Source organism: Prevotella sp. HUN102 (assembly GCF_000688375.1).
GTDB lineage: Bacteria > Bacteroidota > Bacteroidia > Bacteroidales > Bacteroidaceae > Prevotella.
Genome location: NZ_JIAF01000004.1, coordinates 1,508,781 through 1,528,504 on the forward strand (window position 1 = coordinate 1,508,781; position 19,724 = coordinate 1,528,504).

Here is a 19,724-nt window from a genome sequence, read left to right on the forward strand (position 1 = left end):
GAACTGTTGTCTTTAACTCCCTTAACTCCTGAAAAAAACTTTCCCTGAATTCTAAAACAACAGTGAATATGAAAGATATAGAACTTACCTACAAGGACAAGACATTCATAATCCCGAACAGATGGGACGGAATGACACAGAGCCAATACACCGCACTCTGTGCCGACCTGCTCCGTATGGAAGCCGGGGAACTGTCGGCAGGCGAAGTGCGCATCAACCACCTCTGCCGGCTTATGTCGTGGAACCGACGCAGATTCCGTACGGAAGAGCAGATCGCCAATCTCATCTCAATCTCCGAACGGCTTACCTTCCTTTTCCAAATCAGCTATCCCGACGGCAATGCCGTGCTCGAGGCACTGGATGACAATACCTATCGTCTCTGCCGACGCGTCGATCCCTTCCGGCTCTCACTTCCCATAGCAAGAGTGTTGCGCAAAATGGAATATCGGTATGTCGTGGACCTCTGTTTTTGCGCCCAACTCATTCCCGTCCTAACCATTGATGGTAAAGATTACAACGGATACCGTGTGATTACCGACTGCAATCGTCTGTCCTGTTCGCTCACAGCCTTGCAGTACATCGAGGCCCGGGAACTCCTCGACAAGGGAACCGACGCACTGCCTCTGCTTGCCGCCATCCTCTACCACCCGGAACCGGAATATGACTCCGGGAAAGCCCACGCCCTCGCACCTCTCTTTGCCCGGAATCTCTCGGTAGAAATCCTCACGGCCGTCGCATTCAACTTTCAGGCGTTCAACAGCTATCTCTTCAGCAAGACTCCATTCTCCCTTCTGGGCAAGTTCGAGCCTTCACAGCCGTCACCCATCACCACGGATGCCTCGGACGCTATCTACGACCTCTCCAAGGAGGGGCTGGGCAATGTGCATCAGATTGAGCAGATGAATCTGCTTACCTACCTGAAGGTGCTGCGCAAGAAAACCATTGATGCCGTCCGCACCCTGAAGGGATTCGGTTGGGACAAGGCGAAGATAAGCAGCGAGGTAGGGCTGCCGATCGGAGTGATAGACAAGATAATTTAAGACGGGAAACGTTAGATGTTAGATGGGAAAACATTCCCATCTAACATCTAACATTTAACATCCCCCATCTAACATCTCAAGAATATGATTAAAGACCAATTTCTTTATTTCGCACGATACCCCAGAAAAGAAGGAGTTCTTGCCATCTTTACCAACGGTGCGAGCCATACTCCCGGCTATGGCGACATCGTCCGTGAACTGAGAGAACTCCCCGAAGACTCCCGGATACCCGAACTCGACAACTACGTCTACGGACAGTCATTCGAGGATGTGCAGCAGCGCATAGACAAACTCATAGGCTCATACCTCTTCGTAGACTATGGAGAAATCAACCTACGCTCAGACGGACGCAACTCATACCAGTGCGTCCAACGCATAGCCGTCACCATAGCCTGCAAGATGCCCAACCGTGCCGATGCCGCAGAACGTATGCTCGCATCCGACAACACCCTCCGTCTGCTCGCCCGACTGCACGCCCACTTGCTTGCCGATGCCGATGCAGGCAGCATAGGATGGCTTGCGCGCAGCGAACTCGACAAAGCGGAAATCATCCCTTTCGTTGCCACCGAGCTCCACTCTGTCGGATGGACGCTGATGCTCTCCTGCATCGCCCCCGACACCCTCGGCACACACCATCTCTACCGGTCCTTTGCCAATCAGGCACCGTAAAGTAACTTTGTACAGCAAAAAACGATCAGCGTATGAAACCGAACACGAAAGAATGGTTCCAGTACATCACGGCCGGAGGAATGATTGTCAGCGGCGTGGTGCTCACGTTCCTCTGCTTCTTCCTGAACCATTACCAGATCAGCGACTCCGTGCTCTGGTATATGGCACAGGCACTCGTCTATGCCGGCAGCATCTTCGGGGTGTCAATGTACATCAAGACGAAATGGGGAGAAGTGAAGAACGACGTGAAGAATATCATAGACGAGGAATTAAGCAAAAAGTAAGCATACAATGGCAACAGAAGCACAGCGCGCCTTCGCACGCAACATCTATCAGGCAGCCCTCGAGGCTACCGACATCGCCCCCGAGTTCGTAACGGCACAGGCCATCCTCGAGAGCGGGTGGGGCAAGTCCCGGGTGGGCAGGTTCAATCTCTTCGGCATTACCAAGGGAACGGGCTGGACGGGAAAGACCGTCCTCGTGAAGACCCACGAGTATTTCCCAACACCCAATCGCAGGTTCACGGCTCCCGAGCGCATAGTCTCCGTCAGCAAGTGCAAGACTCCGGGCAAATGGTACTACACCGTCTACCGGCTCTTCAAGGACTTCGACTCCCTTGCCGACTGTCTGCACGAACACACCCGGCTGCTCCGTAAGCCCGGCTATGCCGACGCCTGGCCCTACCGTAGGGATGCCGAGGAATTTGCACGTCGTATCTGCGACAGCAAGGGAAGCAGATATGCCACCTCGCCCGACTATCTCCGCACGCTGCTCTCGCTTATCAAGTCTGTCCGTTCAATATGCCAGTAAGCCTATGACACCGAAAGTAAAACTCACTTGGAACGCCATCAGTCTTATCCTGATGACGCTCTTCGCAGGGATGACTATCCTTGCATTCAGGGCATACAGCGAAGTCAAGGCCGACCGCGACCGGCTCAGGGAGAATCAGAAGATGCTCCTCCACAACGGCGTGGTGGAGATAACTCAAACTGACACGGGCAACAGCCGTGCTTCCACTCCGGCACTTACCCTGCGTCCCGAGGAGTTTCTCCGAAGCGGCGACACACTGAGAAAGGTTGCCCGGCAGGCAGGTATCAATGGCTCACGGATATCTGCGGCAGCCACCACCTCTACGGTTACCAGTGCTGAAATCGTCACTTCCGTCTCTCATTTCCCTGTTCTTCCATCCTTGCCACACGACAGTGTCATCTTACCGCTCTCTCACTCCTTAACTTCCGAATCCATTGACACTGTTACCTGTTTCTCGTGGCAAGATCCGTGGCTGTCCCTCTCAGGCTGTGTGTCGGATTCACTCTTTCGTGGAACAATATCATCCACCGACACGCTTGACATCATCGTCCATCGTGTGCCCAAGCGATTCCTGTTCTTTCGTTTCGGATGCCGGGAAGTACGTATGGACATCATAAGCCGAAATCCTCATACCCGGCTCACATACGCCCGATATTACAAACTGGTCAAATAAATGCTTTCATAGTTATTAGTTTTTGGTTATTAGATTTAATCAGGTTCGATAGCCGTCGCAGTGATTGCGACGGCTATCTCTCATATCATATATTAGCAGAAGATAAACAGTTCTAACCGACTGATTATAAACAAACTACTACTTGCACGTTCCTCTTTATAGTGTTACCTTAGCAGTACAATTAGAAACAAAGAACATTCAAAAAACAAAGATTATGAACGAGCAAATTCAGAACATTCTCAACGAGAACGGAACAAAAACTTCCAAGATTCAGAAACTACTTGCCCTCGGACTTACACGCCGACAGGTTGCCGACCTTGCTGCAGGTGGAAACTACGGCTTTGTACAGAACGTTTACAAGCGTATGATGCAGGGATTGACCACCACGGCAGCACAGGCAGCAGCCACGGTCATTCCCCAACTTGATTACACCTTCAACCGTAACTTCGGTGTTGAGATAGAGGCTTACAACTGCACACGCATCCATCTTGCAAGTGAACTCAGCGCAGCGGGAATCAACGTGCAGGTGGAAGGCTACAACCACACTGACCACACCGACCATTGGAAAATCGTCACGGACGGCAGCCTCAGTGGAAACAACACCTTCGAACTGGTCAGCCCCATTCTTCACGGGGAGCAGGGACTTGAGGAACTTGAAAAGGTGTGCTGGGTGCTCGACCTATGCAATGTGAAGGTAAACGACTCTTGCGGACTCCACGTTCATATGGACGCTGCCGAGTTCGACCTGCAGACTTGGAAAAATCTTATCCTTGCCTACAAACGCCTTGAGGGAGTCATTGACCATTTTATGCCACGCAGCCGTCGCAACAACACCTACTGCAAAGGACTTACCTCCATCACTGAAGCAGCCATTAACAGGGCAGCCAACATCGGAAACTTACGGGCTGCCTTCCACAACAATCGCTACCACAAGGTAAACCTCGAAGCCTACGCACGCCATCGCACAGTGGAGTTCCGACAGCACGGAGGTACGACAAACTTCACGAAGATGTCAGCATGGATTCATTTTCTCGCAAAAATGATTACCTTTGCAAAACAGGGAACGGTACAGGCAGGCACGACCCTCCGAAGCATTCCTTTCCTGACAGAAAGCGAAAAACTCTACTTCAAATTGAGAACAAAAAAATTAGCAGTATGACAACAATCTATAAGCTGAAGGATGGCGACCGGGTGGTCGCCACCTCTCCGGCAGACTTTCTCCACCAACTTCGTACAGGCAGCCGATTCGACCATAGTGGGACAGACACCGAATATATGCATCGGTTTGCCCGGCGTCTTCAGGAACTCGAGGGTTACCTTGTTTCCACCGAAAGCTCCGAAGCCTTCCTTGCCGACCTCATTACTCACGGTTTCGTTGTCGAAGAATAATACATCATGCTCATTCTTTGCAGCCGTAGCAGTTCTTAGGCTGTTACGGCTTCTCAAATGTTAAAATTTTAATATAGTACGAATAAAAGTATTAAAAAAATTGCATAGTACGAATAAAAGTATTATCTTTGTAGTGTTCAAAATAAGTAATACAACAATGAAAAGAAAAGTAACATTAACAGAATTAGAATTTGATTTTATCGAGACTGTCAGGAATTACAAAAGAAGCTATCCTAACGGAGAACCGGGATTAAGATGGGCACTCAATAGAATGTTGGCAGAACTACTCGATGAACCTCTTGAAGATTAATAACAGCCCCCATCATTTTTTAATGGTGGGGCACAAAAACAATATGATTATGGCAACAATGACAATGACAAAGGAAAAGACTGGCACAATGAAAGCACAGTTAAAGGATATTCTGCTCTCAATTTCATGGTCAGATTTATCCAAGACCTATTTTGGAAAATCAAACTCATGGCTCTATCATAAACTTGACGGTATAGACGGTAATAAGAAACCTACTGAATTTAGTGAGGTGGAGAAATTGCAATTAAAGGGTGCACTGGTAGATCTTGCCGATCGTATCCGAAAGGCTGCCGACAGTATTCAATAAGCCTTGGTAGTATTACACCATTGAACAAAAGTCGCCACCGGGCTTGTGGCGCAAGTCAGCCTCTCGCTTTCGCGAGGGGCTTTTTGATTACGCAGCGTAGAATTTATTACGTGATGTCGATTTTTTTTAATATCTTTGTAGCATTATAAACTTAAATGTCTCTTTATGGATTTCAAGGACTCTATTAAACAACTTGCTGAGAAAGTTACTCAACTAAAGGAGGGTATTCTTACAGAAGAAGCTACAAAAAATGCATTTATAATGCCGTTTATCAATGCTCTTGGTTATGATGTGTTCAACCCATTGGAAGTCATTCCAGAAATGGATTGCGACTTAGTTAAGAAAAAGGGTGAGAAAATCGACTATGCGATTATGAAAGACGGTGCTCCCATTATCCTCATTGAATGTAAGCACTGGCAGCAGAATTTGTCGCTCCACGATACACAGCTTAAAAAGTATTTTGTTGCTTCTAAGGCAAAATTTGGTTTGCTCACCAATGGTATAAAATATCTGTTTTACACTGATCTTGAAGATCAGAACATTATGGACGAAAAGCCTTTCCTTGAAGTAGATATAACAGATATCAAGGACTATCAAATAGAAGAACTAAAGAAGTTTCATAAATCTTATTTTGATATTGATAGCATTCTTAATTCTGCCAGCGAACTGAAGTATTCGAGTGAGTTAAAGAAGATTTTTGCAGAAGAAGTTGTAGAGCCTTCTCCTGAGATTGTGAAGTATTTTACCAAGCAAGTCTATGATGGAGTTATCACAGCAAAAGTACAAGAACAATTTTCTGCATTGGTAAAAAGAGCTATCAGCAGTTACATCAACGAATTAATCTCAAATCGCCTGAAGACAGCACTCAACAACGAGGAGCAGCGTGAGGCAACGCCTTCTACCGTTCAGTCTCCAGAAGAGCAACCTGTATCCTCTCCAGAGGATTCAGACGACGGCAAGATTGTCACCACACAGGAAGAACTCGATGGCTTTATGATTGTCAAGGCTATGGTACGTAAAGTGGTTGATGTTGAGAGAGTGGTTTACCGTGATGCTCAATCATATTTTGCCATCCTGCTCGATGATAACAACCGCAAGCCCATCTGCCGTTTGTACTTCAATAGTAAATCAAAGAAGTATATATCCACCTTTGACAATGAGAAGAAAGAAACAAAACATGAAATTACAAACCTCAACGACATCTTCAACTTTGAAAAGGAGCTGTGTGAGGTAATCAAAGCGTATGACGAGAAATAATAACTAAAACCAAAGTATAATGAAAAGATTTAGACTATTGCTGCTGATGGCATTCGTTGCTTTTACCTGCAGCGCACAGAAACCTCTAAGTTACAGTAAGGTCATTCAAAAAGAAGGAATGACAGCCCAACAATTGTATGAGGCATCTAAGAATTGGTTTGCCCGTACTTTTGTTGACTCTAAAGCCGTAATGAGAGATGCAACCCCAGGAAAAGAACTTACAGGAAAAGGTAAGTTGGTTTTTTCAACCAATATGATGTATTCAAGTATTCAAGGATATATCGGCTACCTTATCGATATACAGTTTAAGGATGGTCGCATGAAATTCACTATGAGCGATTTTCGCCATGAACCTTCCCATGAGGCAAAATATGATAACCACATGGGTGTACTTGTAGATTCGCTCCCCAAAGATCTGAAAGATATAGGTGTCGAGGGAATGAACAGAAAGGCAAGTTATAAGTATTACTTTAAGAATGGGATTCCACTCTGCGAGAAGCAATTTAAAGAACTCAGCGAAAGTCTTGAAGAATTCATTGATAAGCGAGAAGAGTCCAAAGACGATTGGTAATTTTTGCGCTACGCAAAAATAATTATGTATAAATAATCCCCGAAATCCTTGGAGGTCTCGGGGATTATTCATATCTTTGCCCTCGGAAAAGAATAGTTGTAATCAACTCCGTAGGGCGACGGTATTCGCTCTGCCATTCGGCTGGGCTTTTTTATTGCCCAAGGGCAAGCCTTACATGACGGCTGCCTCCTCGTGAATTCTCATGCTCTTCGGAGTATTGCACTATTCTTTTCCAACGGGGAGCGCAGCCGTCACCCGTATCAAGGCGACTGCAAGGAAAAGAATAGTGCAATATGCAACAGACAATCAATTTCGAGATTCAGGCGCAAGCCCGCCCTGCTATCGACGTCCGTGCCACGATACGGCGCAAAATCAAGTCCCTCAACCTTTGGCTCGACCAAAAGAGCGAGTTCTACAGCCGTATCGCCGAGTTCCCCGTAACTCGTCGTTTGGTCATCCGTATCAACCTCGTATCTTTGTGCCTGATTGTGGCGGCCGTTGCCATCGAGCAGCAGCCCATTGTCTCTGTCATCTCTGCCCTCTGCGCAGCCTGTTTGGTCTATCGTGTCAATCACTCAGATAAGAAAGGAGGCAAGGTATGAAACGACCGATGGACAAGGCACTCAATTTCGTCAGCCAAGACACCATCGCAGCTCTCAACGAAATGGTAGGCGATGGCTATATTTTGAAGTATCTCGACACATTGGAGAATATTGAGAACAGGATTTTCTCCGACAGCAACGGCACCTTTGTCGAAGCCACGGGCGAGCCGCGCCCCGGCACATTCGACATGCTGCGCACGCTGCGTGCCCTCAAGGACGATTTGCGAACCCTCAATGCCCTATGCCCTGAAAGCCCTTCAGAGCTCAGCAGTACAGATAATTAATTCTCAGACAATACAGTATGAAACAGAATAACAAACAGGCTTCTCTTCCTTCAGGGAAGAAAGTCCCCATTACCGACATCAGCATCTACATTGCCGCCCTTCAGGCCACATACAGCCCTGCATCAGCACCGGCAGACGCCACCCACTTTTTCTCAACGATGGAAGTAGTCGATGCCATCAGGGATATCGACCCCTCAGCCAAAGTCGGTCCCGAACAGGTATTCCCGGCTTTAGTTCAGGCAGGCTTCAATTTCTGCAACCGTCCCGGCGCACACGGCTTGGAATTCAAATGGATGTTCCGGGAACGATAATATCTTTTTTACCAAGACATCCATTCATTTGGATGTTTGTTTGTCAGGGCACTTCGTCGTGAGACGCAGTGTCCTTTACAAACAGAATAGAAGTATATAATTTTGCCATTGACAAACAAACAAGGAAATGAATGAACAGAATTATCAGACACGCCTCGCTTTTCAGCGGTATTGGCGCACCCGAACTCGCAGCCTTTTGGTTGGGATGGCAAAACGTCTTTCACTGCGAAATCAGCGATTTCTGCAACACAGTCCTCAATTATTGGTATTCTAATTCTATCGGTTATGAAAACATCAAAACAACAGATTTCTCAAAGTGGCAAGGAAGAATTGACATTCTCACAGGAGGCTTTCCCTGTCAACCCTTCAGCTCAGCAGGGCAGCGACTCGGAGCGGATGATGACCGTTATCTCTGGCCGGAGATGCTACGGGCAATCAGGCAGATACAGCCCTCTTTCGTCATTGGTGAGAACGTTGCTGGAATCCTCTCAATGGTACAGCCCTGCGAGGCTGTTAAGGTGGGAAGCACAACCTCTCTCTTCGACGAGAACGACCACATATATAGAAAAAGGCAGCAGTTCGTCGTCGAAACCGTCTGTGCAGACCTTGAGCGTGAAGGATACGCCGTCCAACCGTTCGTTATTCCGGCTTGTGCCGTCGGCGCACCACACAAGAGAGACAGGATTTGGTTCATCGCCCGAAGGAATGTTCCCGCATCTTCTCCTGACTCCCTGCACGAGGGAGTCCTGCGAGGATCCCTCATCGATGAGAGCCAGAGCCATGCGCAACGGATACAGGAACGGAACCAAATACAACAGTCTTTTGAGTCAGGTTGTGTATTCGGATATGCTTCCGACTCCTGTAACTCAAGGACTGAAAATCTGCGAGAACGGCAAGCAGAAATTCTGTCCACAGGAGCTGTTGCCGACGCCACTGGCCGTGGAGATACAGCACGGCAAGAGAGTACGGGAGCTCCGTGCGAAGGGAGGGCAGACAATGGGAAGCCGGAAGAACGGCGAGCAACGTCCGAACGGACTGATGGACTACATGAACTTTCACGGGATGCTGCCAACTCCAAATGCAGCCGAGGCTACGAACTGGGCAACCAGTTACAACCCGAACAGTCAGATGGGGACAGGACTCACGGCTATGGCACTAAACGAAATGCTGCCGACTCCATGCGCTCAGGATTTCAAGAAGCGTGGGAAAAATTCCAAGCAGAAAGGATTGCCGGAAATGTTCAGCAAGACAGACTGGCTGCTGACTCCAATGGCAAGCGACAGCAGAAGGTCTATGATGACGATGGACAATCTGAAAGCACACAGGAAGCCAAAAGCCGAAATGAGCAACCTGGCCGAACAGATTGCCCACAAGATTGGTGGAGGAACTTCCCAACTGTCTCCCCTGTTTGTAGGGGAAATGATGGGCTTCCCTTTGATGTATCTCGTCTTGCCATTCCTTTTATCCAATGGCGAACGGAAGCCATAAAGGCACTCGGCAACTCTATGGTTCCACAGGTCGTGCTCGAACTGTTCAGGGCGATAGAGAATGAAATACTCGGGAAATGACTTGCATTTTAAAATCATAAGTGTTATATTTGCATTGAAACAAACATTAAAATTATGGAACTTTTCTATATCCTTTACGCCGCTCTCCTGACCATACTTGCCCCATTCCTTACCATAGGAACTGGCTGTACCGGTTTTATCTTCTTCTTTGCCCTTTCAATGGGAATACCGGTTGTCGGACCGATAGTCTGGGCCTGGCTATGGTCGCCCGGCAACAAGACGCAGAATGTCTGTCTCACGATAGCCCTGCATATTCTTGCAGCCTGCCTTATCCTTATATGGCTGCTCTCTACTACCTAATTTTTCCCTGTCCTTTCCCACCTCTGTATGTTCTGTTATCTTTGCCTTATGATAACAGAACATTTCATTCGCAATAAATTCATTTCCGAAGCCCTCCACAAAGGCATCCACAAGGTTTACTCCATACAGGAGCAGGTTGTCCGTTCCAACTACCAGTTGCATACCGGCAGGCTTCTCACATCCCTATCTTCCCATAATTTCACATCTTCCTCGCAGGGCTATACTCAAACCTTCTATATTCGCATTCTTCCCTATCTCCGTTTCCTCGATATGGCATACCGGCTCCGAAAGGACCGCATTGCCAAACATCGCCGAGCCAAATTCGCACTCTACAACCGTGTTGTCTGGGGAGTATTGTATCACGAGACTTTCCCCGAAATCACCTACGGGTTCACTGATGAAGTGCGTAAACAGATTGGTAATGACCTAAAAGGCATTTTCAACACAGACATCAAATCCTATTTCAAAGCAGATTAACTATGGCAGGAAAACATCTTTCAGAAGACGAAATCAAATATGTCATTTCGGCAGACTCTTCCAAGGCGCAGCAAGAACTTCATCAGCTCGGAAAGTCCACCGCGGCTCTCCGCCGTGAGGAAAAGGCACGTCGGTCAGCGATGATTGAACTCGAAGCAACAGGAAAAAAGAATTCAGCACAGTATCAACGACTACGTGAAGAATGCAGGGAGTATACAAGGCAAATTAAGGACAATGAGGAAAAGATGAAGAAACTCCGTTCCACTCTTGATGTCAGTGCCATGACTATGGTTCAACTTCGCAAATATGCCAAGGAACTCTCTTCAGAACTCAACAATACATCCAAAGCTGCATCACCTCAAAAGTATGCCGAACTCGAAGCTCGTCTGCAAGGGGTCAATATGCGCATAGAAGACTTGCGCAACGGAGCCGTCAAACTTCGACAGCATTTCAGCAGTATGGAAGCATTAAATGTCATGGCAGGTAATGTTATGACAAAACTTGCAGAACTTGCCGGGAACACATTGAAAAAGTTCGCGGGATTCATCTCCGAGTCTATCTCCAAGAGTGTCGAACTTGCTGAGTCGGCCGACGGCATAACTCACGCTTTCGGGAAAATCGGCAATGAAGAGTATCTCCAGGAACTCCGTGAGGCCACCAAGGGAACGGTCAATGACGTGGAGCTGATGAAGGCCGCCGTCAAGGCAAAAGACTTCCGGATTCCTCTCGAGGATCTCGGGAAGTATCTCTCATTCGCACAGCTCAAGGCGCAGCAGACGGGGCAGTCGCTCGACTATATGGTGGACTCCATCGTTACCGGTCTCGGACGCCAGTCGCCGCAGATTCTCGACAACCTCGGCATTTCTGCTGCCGAAATCAAGGAGCAGACCAAGCAGACGGGCGACTTTATGAAAGCCGTGGCAGGGATAGTGGAGAACAATCTTGCCAAAGCCGGAGAAACCTACATCTCCGCCGCCGACCGTGCAGAACGGCGAACGGTGGAGCTGGAAAATGCGCAGCGTAAGCTCGGCGAAGCCCTGCTGCCGCTGAAAGAGCAGTTTGCAGACGTGTTCGGACAGTTCCAGCTTACAACCATCAAGACCATCAAGTATCTCGTTCAGCACCGAGACACACTGCTGCTGCTCGGCAAGGCAATCGTCCTGCTCATAGCCACCTACGGAGCTTATGTTGCCGGACAGAAACTCGCCCATCTGTGGAGCCTCCGTCTCTTGGCAGTGAGCAAGCTCAAGGCGGCAGCCACAGCCGTGGAGAATACGATGCTTGAGCTCTCCGTTCTGCGCCACGCCGTACTGAACAAGACGATGAAGACCTCCATCGCCCTTCAGAAGGCGTTCAACGTGGTCCTCAAGCTCTCCCCCTGGGGACTGGTGCTCGGCGCGATAACCCTCGTGGTGGGCGCACTGCTGCTGTTCAGGAAACGCACCGATGCCGCCACAGCTGCACAGAAAACCCTCAATTCCATTCACGAGGAAGCTATTCGCAAGGTAGAGGTGGAGCGTGTAAAGATAGAAATGCTTACACGGCGTATTCACGACAACTCCCTTTCCCTTGGCGAACGCCACGACGCCATATCCGCCCTGCAGAAGATAGTGCCCGACTATACAGCCAAACTTTCCAGAGAAGGGAAGGTTTACGAAGAGAACACCGGTGCACTAAAAAAATACCTCAATGCACTCAAGGAAAAAGCCTTGCTCGAAGGAGCGAAGGGTACAATCGCCAAACTGTCAGGGCAGAAAGCCGAACTGATGGCTGAACAGACCGTCAGGCAGCAGGAACTGGACAAGCTCAAAGAAGAACAGAAACAATTCGTAAGGCAGAATGCCGGCCGGCCGCAGACTTCCGGAGGCTCCGCTGCCCCGGGCGCAGTCAATGCCGCTATGAGCTATTCCGCCAATGTATCAGCACTATCGAAAAAAATCAAGAATATCGACGATAAGATAAAGACGGTAGATGTTTCCTTGGAAGCCATCGACAAAGCGTTCGGAAAGCAGCTTGCCGAGGATGAACTTTCCACAGGGAAAGGCAACTCAACTCCGCCGAGAGCTTCCACCGGTGGAGGTGGAACCAAATCAAAGTCCACCTCCACAGGCAGCACCCCCGATCCCGACGACACTTTCACAAAGAACTTCGCCGCCGCACGGCAGAAGGAGATAGACAATGCCGATGCCGCCTATCAACAGGATACAAACAATCTGAACACATCGCTTGCCCGAAAGAAAATATCCCAAGAGCAGTACGACATCTACACCTCAGCCCTCGCCACCCGGCACACCACCAACCTGCTTGCCATAGAGCAGAAGTATCAGGAACAATCCAGACAGGCGGCCATCAAGGACGCTGAAAAGAAACAGCAGCTGCAGGACACCCAGGACAGGAACGTGGAACAGGCCGAGCAGAGGCTCACCGAGACACAGATTGCCGCACAGCAGAAATATCAGGACTCCATACAGCAGGTAGCGGAACAGGGAAAAGTTGCCCGAACGCTCACGCTCGAAGAGGAACGCGATGCCAAGCTCGCCGTGCTTGAGGGATATTACCTGACGGCTCTCGAATGGGCACGGCAGAACGGCGAGGACACCACGGCCGTGGAGCGTGCCTATCAGGAGGCACGCCTTAACATCGCTGATGAGTATGCCGGCAAGCAGTTGGAGCAAATCAGGGAACTTGAAAGGCAGAAGGCACAGGCGCGGCAGAGTTTCGGACTTGACACTTTTGATGAGCAGGTTAAACAACAGATGCAGCAACGCCGTGAAGCCTACGACAGAGGACTGCTCACGGAACAGGAGTATCTGCAATCCATTGAGATTCTCAACCAACAGGCCGAGGAGCATCTGCTCCAGCTCCGTCAGCAGTACGGACTGGTTTCCCAACAGGAACTCTACAATGCCGAACTCGACCAGCTCAAGCTGCACCTGCAGAATAAGGAATTGTCGGAAGAAGAATACGAGGAAGCCGTCAAGAACCTCAAGATTTCCAAGATGAAGGAGTCCTTCGACTACTTTTCCAATCTTTCCGGAAATGCGGCGCAGGCTCTCCAAGATGCAGAGACAGCCAATGTCGAGGCAAAATATGATGCCGAAATAGAGGCTGCCCGCAATGCGGGGAAGGACACCACGGAATTGGAGAAGAAGAAAGCCGATGATAAACTGAAGATACAGAAGAAGTACGCCGACGTGAACTTCGCCATCAAGGCTTCCCAGATTATAGCTGACACGGCGACCTCCATAATGAGGGCATATTCCGACCTCGGCCCCATCGCAGGTTCCGCGGCGGCAGCTCTGATGGGAGTTACGGGGGTGGCACAGCTCGCCGCCGCCAATGCCGAACGACAGAAGGTGAAGAAGATGACGCTCAACGGCACGGGTGGCAGCCCTTCTGCCTCCGGCACCCGCGTCGCCACCGGCCTTGAGTCCGGAGGATACATTGACGTGGAGCGGGAACAGGACGGCAGGCGATTCAATGCGACATACGACCCGATGAAGCGCGGCTTCGTGGACAAGCCCACCGTAATCGTGGGCGAGGGAGGATTCGGACGCAGCCGTGAGTGGGTGGCAAGCAATGCCGCCGTGGAGAACCCCACCGTCGCCCCCATCATCGACATCATAGACCGTGCACAGCGCACAGGCAGCATCCGGACACTTGATATGAACAAGATAATGCTGAGATATCAGGGCAGGGCTGCGGGAGGTTTCATCGGCAGGCAGCCGTCATCTGCCGACGCCGTCAATTCCGGCCGTTCCGTTCCCTCTGCCCATCCGGCACCCGACAATCATCTCATAGACAAACTCTACAACCTGCTCGACAGGATTGCCAGCGAGGGAATCCCCGCAAGCGTGGCACTCACAGAACTGGAACAGAAGCAGCAGCTGCGCGACCAGGCACGGAGATTCGGGAGCAAGGGATGAAGTTTCAGGAGTGAGGGGGAGTTAAGGGAGTCAGGAGGAGTTAAAGGAGTTAAAGACAACGGCTCGGATGGTACGGTCTTTCCCATCTCCCGTTTCCCATCTCCCGTTATCCATTTCACATTAATCACATTACCTATTATGAAAATTACCAACTTGGACAAGGGCGAGGCCTACAACCTCAAGCCCGGCACAAAGATAGAAGTAGAGCGCACCAATCCGTTCTTCAACGACTATGGGGAACAGACCGTGCCTCTCGAGCTCCCGGCATCCGAGCACAACCGCCGGCTGTTGGGATTTCCCGGCTCCTTCGGCAGCCGTGTCAAGATGAAGCCGATGAGCGTGAGCATTCAGGACGGCGACTATTTCGCCACCTGCAGGCAGATCGTACTCTCGGCTCAGTATAACGGCAGCATCGCCACCTCCTTCTACATCAACGACGGCTCATTCTATTCCCGGATACAGAACGTCAGGCTCAAGGACGTCTTCCGGGATGAATTTATTCCAGGAGTGAGCACCGTGGAGGAGGGTATAGACTTCTGCCGGAGGCTGAGAGCCAACACCGACGACAAATTCGGGATATTCCCCGTGCTCCTCGCCGACGATTCGGGAATGGACACCGGCTACAACTACAAGGTGCTGAACGCCTACGGAAGGCAGCGCACACTGACGCTCGATGACATACTCGTCTGGAGGAACAACCGGTACGAACTCGTGGAAAATCCACAGGGTGCCGCCTTCATACCCGACGAAGACGGAACAGGATGCGACTTCTACAACGCCACGGAGCGCACCGAGTATGTAAACCAGATTCCCATCACGCTCGGCAAAGGCTATTATATCTCGCCTTTCATACGCACCAATTATCTGCTCCGCAGAATTTTCTCCCACTTCGGCTATACACTTTCTGAAAATTTCTTCGACCGGACGGAACCCTTCAGCAAGATGGTTGTCGTGAACAATGTCATCGACGTTCTGGTAAACGGAAAGATAAGGCTTTCCGACCTTGTCCCCAACGGCACCTGCGCCGATTTCCTCGCAGTGTTCAGGAAGAAGTTCTGCTGCGAGTTCACGGCAGACGAGGGAAACCGGACGGTGGAAATCGTATTCCTCAGAGATGCCATATCGGCCAAGCCCCGTGAGGACCTCACGCACTCAATGGTGGAGGAGCCCGTCATCACCTATAAGTCCGAGAAGGACTATCAGCGCATTGTCATAGGGTCTTCTGAAAAAGTAGACTCAGACACAGAGGGATCCTATGAGGATATTGCCGAGATGGCAAAGGCCAATCCACAGGCCTACTTCGACCCCGTGGAGGGCATTTTCATAAAGGATGGATTCTCAGGCGACTTCCTTGTCAAGACCAAGATAGGAACTTCCTCCCAGGATTACAACACGGGCGAAGAACTCGAGCCGAGGGAGATAAAAGTCCCCGACCTCATTCCCGAGTTCCGCGCCCTCGAGTTCGCCGAGAACGTGAACGGCACAAAGTCTGTGAGACGCTTCGGACGCTATCCGTACATCGGCAGCTACACATCACTCAACTCCAAGATGCTCATCACGGGCAAGGACAATGAGGAAGTGTCAGAATCGGCACGGAAACAGCCGTGCGTCCTGGCTTTCACATACCTTTCCGACGGCAGGCCCGAAGGAACCATATCACCCTATGACATCCACAAGACCATCCCCTCCAAGAGCGCGGAAGACTACCGATGGCCCCATCCCCGGATCTTTGACTACGCCCTCTACTACAACGGCAGATACGGTATATTCGAGAAATTCTACAGAGACTTCGACCATCTGCTGCGCAATTCCTTCCACGATGCCAAGGTAAAGCTGCTGCTCAGTCAGCATCAGAAAAAGAGCATACCCGCCACGGCGAAGGTCATCATCCGGAACACGGCCTTCTTCCTGGACAAACTCAAGTTCTCCCTCGGCGAGGAGAACGCCCCCGTGGAGTCGCAGCTGCGCACCGTAGCACCGATGGAGCCGGTATCGGATGCACCGTCGCTTGCAGACCTGCTCCCCGCCTCCTCCTCCAAGTGCAGATGGGTGGGAAAACAGAGACAGACCGAGGTAAGCAGGGATGAATGGCTCAACTCGGGGACGGACAAGGACCGTACTTTCGTCACCGTCTATCCTCCTGTGCCTACGGAGGCTATGCTCGGCGAAAAGTTCGGATATCAGAAGTCATACACCGAGCAGCAGCTGCGGCACGGCTCGTTCTGGCGGCACGGGAAATGGAAATGGACAAAGACAGAAGTATGGCTCGAATGCGTGAGGTAAAGGAGGTAAAGGAGTCAGGGGAAGTTAAGGGACAATACTTCCGTGAAATGGGGAATGGGAAACGGGAGATGGGGAATGGGGAACGGGAGATGGGAAACGGCAGATGGAAAAGCCCGTGCCATTCGAGCCGTTGTCCTTAACTCCCTTAACTCCCTTAACTCCCCCTAACTCCTTTAATTCCCCAAAATCCCCCTCTCCCTGTCCTTTGCAATTCCCCTCTTTTCTTCTACTTTTGCTGAAAAACAGAAGCGTCAATGAACATCATTCAGAAGCCCGACACCTTCTCCCTGCTCGGCAACCTCAACCACTTCATTGTCTCAGCCGGCAGGGAAGTGAGTTTCGTCCTGAAGGAAGCCGGAACGGACACTCCCATCGTGAAGCACATCTATGAGCCGGGACGAGACTCGCTCGTGGAGGTAAACATTGAGAGTTTCATTCTCCCCCTGCTCTCCGTCGAACTCAAGGACACGGACAATGTCTATCCACAGCTGAACCTCAAGAAGACTTTCAAGGTATCATTCAGAGAAAAAGACACCTCTGAAATGCTTGAGCACACATTTACCGTGCTCCGTGCAGGCGTGAGCAACCTGGCCGACTCGGCACGGAACTTTCTCCGTGCAAACTTTCTCACTTGGCAGCCCACCGTGAAGCCTGTAACCTATCATACACCTGAGTTCCTGACCTACTATGCAGAACAGGACTCAGTATGCAGGCTGAAGACGTATGTGGGCAAGGAGGGAAAATATCAGGAGGAAACCATTACGCTTGCCGTTCTTGCCGGAGACACGGCGTGGACTATCCCGATGCAGTATGCGCATATCGCAGCGAGGATGAAGAAACTGCCGTCATACTACGACGTGTGGATAGAAACCCCGGAAGGGCACAGGCTTACCTACGTGCAGAGATACGTGGCCACCGACATACGGAGCGAGCAGGAACAGTGGATTGTCTTCGAGAACTCACTGGGCGGAATCGACACTTTCCGTGCCTACGGCGATCTGGAAAGCACGGCAAAGCACACCCACAACACGGCACTGATCGAGGGTACCGCAGAGGAATACCGCGTGGACACGGAACGGGAATACAGAAAGAACACAGGCCTGCTCGATGACAGGGAACGCCGTTGGCTCCTCGACTTCTTCCCCTCCCTCGGCAAGTACGTCTGCGAGGACGGTGCCCTGCGGCGGATCATCCTCGTAGAGAGCGATGTCTCGTTTCAGGCAAGGGAGCTGCCATCGAGCTACACCTTTACCTACAAGTATGCCACTGCCTGTCCGTACCTGAACCTGAAGCGTACAGACATAGACTGCAGTCAGCTCAGGATAGAAGTTCCCGACTCGGCAACTTTTACAGTAGCCCCCCGCCTTGTTGAGTTCGACAGGATACAGCTGAGCGAGGGGGCTTTGTTTCCGGTGCAGAGTCCTTACTCCGACAGGTGGCAGACCACCACGATGGGCGCAGTCCTCGCCTTCATTTCCGAGCAGATCACAGCCGCATACAAGGATGACGGAGGCATAGGACACAGGCATCACAACCTGAAACTGCTCGAGCGAATTTCAGCCGCGGGCAGATACATACTTCTCAACAGCGAGAAAATCAGCGCGGGCTATGCGGACCTTGCAGAGGCGGCCGAGAAACTCTCCGAGAAGAGCACCGAATGGAGGAAGATTCTGCGCAAGGATGTACCCGACACGGCTCACGGAAAGATAACCTTTGAGGAGGGCATCAGCACGGACAGCATCAAGGATGAATCCTTCGTGCCGGGAATACAGGGAAAGGGATTGGGAATATGGATTGATGAACACGGACGAAGCCACGTCGAGACCGATATCCTCCTGGCACGGGTAAAGCAGGTTGCAGCATCGCTCGAACTTCACGAGCTTTCCTATGTCGGAGGCAACTTCGTGCTCTCGCCCGCAGGGGGACAGGTGGCGGAAGTAGTGCCCGTGGACAGCGGGGGACGGCCGGTCGGCAACGACGTGAAACCATATTCCTACCGGTGCTATCTGACGGCTGACGACGGGACGAGACGCACCGGCACAAGATTCAGGCCCGGCGACCAGGCCCGCTGCCAGACCTTCAACCTTGAGGGAAGGAAGAATGCGTTCGGAATCTATGAGAATGTGGAGAACAGATACTACTGGCGACTGGTAACAGGAGCGGGCAGCGAGATTATCGACGGGAAAAAGAAGGACTACGCCGACCTCTCGGCCGAACTGTTCGTTCAGCTCGAATACAGGGGAGTAAAGTTCGACTGCATAGGCTATGACAACAGTGTGGAGAACGACATTCCCGCCCCCGGCGACAAGATTGTGCAGGAAGGCTCGCAGACCGACCCCGACCGTCGGAGCATCATAGCCCTGATGACCTCCGACACTCCGGGAATCTACTTCTACGACGGCATCAGCGACTACGACCTCGCCTCCCATATCGTTCACGAACTCTCCACACGCAGGGTGGAACTCAACTCGGAACGGTTCGCCCTCAAGACCTATTCCGGAGCCATAACCCCGATGGTGGCCTACCTCGGCGATTGGCAGCCCGACGGACGGTACGGGCACTACGACAGCGTTACCCACGACGGCTCCACGTGGCTCTGCACCGTCCCAAAGGGACAGTTCGCAACTGAGGAGCCGTCGGAAAGCAGTAGCCAGTGGAAACGGCAGGTGGCAAGGGGCGAGAGTCCGGTGTCCGTCCAAATATCGGGAGGCAACATCATCCGCAACGGACAGGGATCGACAACGCTCACGGCATACGTGTGGAAAGGCAACGAGGACATAACGGAAAGGTTCAAGCCCGGGGACTTCTCGTGGACAAGGGACAGCGGCAACCCGGAGTACGACACGGAATGGAACAGACGGCACAGGGGATTCGGACGGACGCTTACCGTGAGCGCGCAGGACGTTTTCAAGCGTGCCACGTTCGACTGCATACTCACGATGTGAGA

The 19,724-nt window shown here is 51.0% G+C and carries 21 protein-coding genes; all 21 read left to right on the top strand.

Going from position 1 to position 19,724, the window contains the following annotated elements; translation table 11 throughout:
* The first annotated feature begins 68 nt into the window (after positions 1-68).
* The 21 genes from P150_RS0111595 to P150_RS0111695 all read left to right on the top strand — a co-directional run bounded on the left by P150_RS0111595 (position 69) and on the right by P150_RS0111695 (position 19,722).
* The gene (locus P150_RS0111595; protein WP_028897827.1) at positions 69-1,040 is read left to right on the top strand and encodes a hypothetical protein; all 972 of its coding nucleotides are present in this window, start codon (positions 69-71) and stop codon (positions 1,038-1,040) included.
* Between the two features lie 84 nt (positions 1,041-1,124).
* Positions 1,125-1,709, top strand: a complete 585-nt coding sequence (locus P150_RS0111600) for a hypothetical protein (protein WP_028897828.1) — start codon at positions 1,125-1,127, stop codon at positions 1,707-1,709.
* A 32-nt stretch (positions 1,710-1,741) separates the two neighbouring features.
* Complete coding sequence (locus P150_RS0111605; protein WP_028897829.1) at positions 1,742-1,993, top strand: hypothetical protein; 252 nt, start codon at positions 1,742-1,744, stop codon at positions 1,991-1,993.
* A 7-nt stretch (positions 1,994-2,000) separates the two neighbouring features.
* Positions 2,001-2,519, top strand: coding sequence for a glycoside hydrolase family 73 protein (locus tag P150_RS0111610; RefSeq protein WP_028897830.1), 519 nt, complete (start codon positions 2,001-2,003; stop codon positions 2,517-2,519).
* 4 nt (positions 2,520-2,523) lie between these two features.
* Positions 2,524-3,192 carry a DUF6549 family protein gene (locus P150_RS0111615; protein ID WP_028897831.1) on the top strand — a complete coding sequence of 223 codons (669 nt, stop codon included), beginning with the start codon at positions 2,524-2,526 and terminating at the stop codon, positions 3,190-3,192.
* 214 nt (positions 3,193-3,406) lie between these two features.
* Positions 3,407-4,351, top strand: a complete 945-nt coding sequence (locus P150_RS0111620) for an amidoligase family protein (RefSeq protein ID WP_028897832.1) — start codon at positions 3,407-3,409, stop codon at positions 4,349-4,351.
* Complete coding sequence (locus P150_RS0111625; RefSeq protein WP_028897833.1) at positions 4,348-4,581, top strand: hypothetical protein; 234 nt, start codon at positions 4,348-4,350, stop codon at positions 4,579-4,581. Before P150_RS0111620 ends, P150_RS0111625 begins: the two co-directional genes overlap by 4 nt.
* Positions 4,582-4,738: 157 nt before the next feature.
* On the top strand, positions 4,739-4,891 hold the full coding sequence (locus P150_RS17835) for a hypothetical protein (RefSeq protein ID WP_197018087.1): 153 nt from the start codon (positions 4,739-4,741) through the stop codon (positions 4,889-4,891).
* Positions 4,892-4,940: 49 nt separating this feature from the next.
* On the top strand, positions 4,941-5,198 hold the full coding sequence (locus tag P150_RS0111635) for a DUF5053 domain-containing protein (RefSeq protein ID WP_028897834.1): 258 nt from the start codon (positions 4,941-4,943) through the stop codon (positions 5,196-5,198).
* Positions 5,199-5,363: 165 nt separating this feature from the next.
* The gene (locus P150_RS0111640; RefSeq protein WP_028897835.1) at positions 5,364-6,455 is read left to right on the top strand and encodes a type I restriction endonuclease; all 1,092 of its coding nucleotides are present in this window, start codon (positions 5,364-5,366) and stop codon (positions 6,453-6,455) included.
* A gap of 19 nt (positions 6,456-6,474) precedes the next feature.
* Positions 6,475-7,026, top strand: a complete 552-nt coding sequence (locus P150_RS0111645; protein ID WP_081819323.1) for a DUF4468 domain-containing protein — start codon at positions 6,475-6,477, stop codon at positions 7,024-7,026.
* A 293-nt stretch (positions 7,027-7,319) separates the two neighbouring features.
* On the top strand, positions 7,320-7,628 hold the full coding sequence (locus P150_RS0111650) for a hypothetical protein (protein WP_028897837.1): 309 nt from the start codon (positions 7,320-7,322) through the stop codon (positions 7,626-7,628).
* The gene (locus P150_RS0111655; protein WP_036932209.1) at positions 7,625-7,912 is read left to right on the top strand and encodes a hypothetical protein; all 288 of its coding nucleotides are present in this window, start codon (positions 7,625-7,627) and stop codon (positions 7,910-7,912) included. Before P150_RS0111650 ends, P150_RS0111655 begins: the two co-directional genes overlap by 4 nt.
* A 17-nt stretch (positions 7,913-7,929) precedes the next feature.
* Entirely contained in the window at positions 7,930-8,223 is a 294-nt protein-coding gene (locus P150_RS0111660) for a hypothetical protein (RefSeq protein ID WP_028897839.1), read from the top strand.
* 131 nt (positions 8,224-8,354) lie between these two features.
* Positions 8,355-9,791: a DNA cytosine methyltransferase gene (locus P150_RS17170; RefSeq protein WP_036932210.1), complete on the top strand. Its 1,437-nt coding sequence runs from the start codon at positions 8,355-8,357 to the stop codon at positions 9,789-9,791.
* Between the two features lie 54 nt (positions 9,792-9,845).
* A complete protein-coding gene (locus tag P150_RS0111675; RefSeq protein WP_028897842.1) occupies positions 9,846-10,091 on the top strand; it encodes a hypothetical protein in 246 nt (81 codons plus the stop codon).
* A 48-nt stretch (positions 10,092-10,139) separates the two neighbouring features.
* Positions 10,140-10,568 carry a hypothetical protein gene (locus P150_RS0111680; protein ID WP_028897843.1) on the top strand — a complete coding sequence of 143 codons (429 nt, stop codon included), beginning with the start codon at positions 10,140-10,142 and terminating at the stop codon, positions 10,566-10,568.
* 2 nt (positions 10,569-10,570) lie between these two features.
* On the top strand, positions 10,571-14,494 hold the full coding sequence (locus tag P150_RS0111685) for a 2-oxoacid:ferredoxin oxidoreductase subunit delta (RefSeq protein ID WP_028897844.1): 3,924 nt from the start codon (positions 10,571-10,573) through the stop codon (positions 14,492-14,494).
* Positions 14,495-14,632: 138 nt separating this feature from the next.
* Positions 14,633-16,777, top strand: a complete 2,145-nt coding sequence (locus tag P150_RS0111690) for a hypothetical protein (RefSeq protein ID WP_028897845.1) — start codon at positions 14,633-14,635, stop codon at positions 16,775-16,777.
* A complete protein-coding gene (locus P150_RS17655; protein ID WP_155953004.1) occupies positions 16,738-16,917 on the top strand; it encodes a hypothetical protein in 180 nt (59 codons plus the stop codon). The genes P150_RS0111690 and P150_RS17655 overlap by 40 nt, the downstream gene beginning before the upstream one ends.
* Before the next feature lie 114 nt (positions 16,918-17,031).
* Positions 17,032-19,722 carry a hypothetical protein gene (locus P150_RS0111695; protein WP_028897846.1) on the top strand — a complete coding sequence of 897 codons (2,691 nt, stop codon included), beginning with the start codon at positions 17,032-17,034 and terminating at the stop codon, positions 19,720-19,722.
* Positions 19,723-19,724: the final 2 nt, after the last annotated feature.

Coding starts and splice junctions, on each gene's coding strand:
- P150_RS0111600 (WP_028897828.1), top strand. CDS start 1,125: ATGATTAAAGACCAATTTCTTTATTTCGCACGATACCCCAGAAAAGAA.
- P150_RS0111695 (WP_028897846.1), top strand. CDS start 17,032: ATGAACATCATTCAGAAGCCCGACACCTTCTCCCTGCTCGGCAACCTC.
- P150_RS0111645 (WP_081819323.1), top strand. CDS start 6,475: ATGAAAAGATTTAGACTATTGCTGCTGATGGCATTCGTTGCTTTTACC.
- P150_RS0111625 (WP_028897833.1), top strand. CDS start 4,348: ATGACAACAATCTATAAGCTGAAGGATGGCGACCGGGTGGTCGCCACC.
- P150_RS0111620 (WP_028897832.1), top strand. CDS start 3,407: ATGAACGAGCAAATTCAGAACATTCTCAACGAGAACGGAACAAAAACT.
- P150_RS0111655 (WP_036932209.1), top strand. CDS start 7,625: ATGAAACGACCGATGGACAAGGCACTCAATTTCGTCAGCCAAGACACC.
- P150_RS0111640 (WP_028897835.1), top strand. CDS start 5,364: ATGGATTTCAAGGACTCTATTAAACAACTTGCTGAGAAAGTTACTCAA.
- P150_RS0111650 (WP_028897837.1), top strand. CDS start 7,320: ATGCAACAGACAATCAATTTCGAGATTCAGGCGCAAGCCCGCCCTGCT.
- P150_RS0111675 (WP_028897842.1), top strand. CDS start 9,846: ATGGAACTTTTCTATATCCTTTACGCCGCTCTCCTGACCATACTTGCC.
- P150_RS17835 (WP_197018087.1), top strand. CDS start 4,739: ATGAAAAGAAAAGTAACATTAACAGAATTAGAATTTGATTTTATCGAG.
- P150_RS0111595 (WP_028897827.1), top strand. CDS start 69: ATGAAAGATATAGAACTTACCTACAAGGACAAGACATTCATAATCCCG.
- P150_RS0111605 (WP_028897829.1), top strand. CDS start 1,742: ATGAAACCGAACACGAAAGAATGGTTCCAGTACATCACGGCCGGAGGA.
- P150_RS0111635 (WP_028897834.1), top strand. CDS start 4,941: ATGGCAACAATGACAATGACAAAGGAAAAGACTGGCACAATGAAAGCA.
- P150_RS0111610 (WP_028897830.1), top strand. CDS start 2,001: ATGGCAACAGAAGCACAGCGCGCCTTCGCACGCAACATCTATCAGGCA.
- P150_RS0111685 (WP_028897844.1), top strand. CDS start 10,571: ATGGCAGGAAAACATCTTTCAGAAGACGAAATCAAATATGTCATTTCG.
- P150_RS17655 (WP_155953004.1), top strand. CDS start 16,738: ATGGACAAAGACAGAAGTATGGCTCGAATGCGTGAGGTAAAGGAGGTA.
- P150_RS0111680 (WP_028897843.1), top strand. CDS start 10,140: ATGATAACAGAACATTTCATTCGCAATAAATTCATTTCCGAAGCCCTC.
- P150_RS0111615 (WP_028897831.1), top strand. CDS start 2,524: ATGACACCGAAAGTAAAACTCACTTGGAACGCCATCAGTCTTATCCTG.
- P150_RS0111660 (WP_028897839.1), top strand. CDS start 7,930: ATGAAACAGAATAACAAACAGGCTTCTCTTCCTTCAGGGAAGAAAGTC.
- P150_RS17170 (WP_036932210.1), top strand. CDS start 8,355: ATGAACAGAATTATCAGACACGCCTCGCTTTTCAGCGGTATTGGCGCA.
- P150_RS0111690 (WP_028897845.1), top strand. CDS start 14,633: ATGAAAATTACCAACTTGGACAAGGGCGAGGCCTACAACCTCAAGCCC.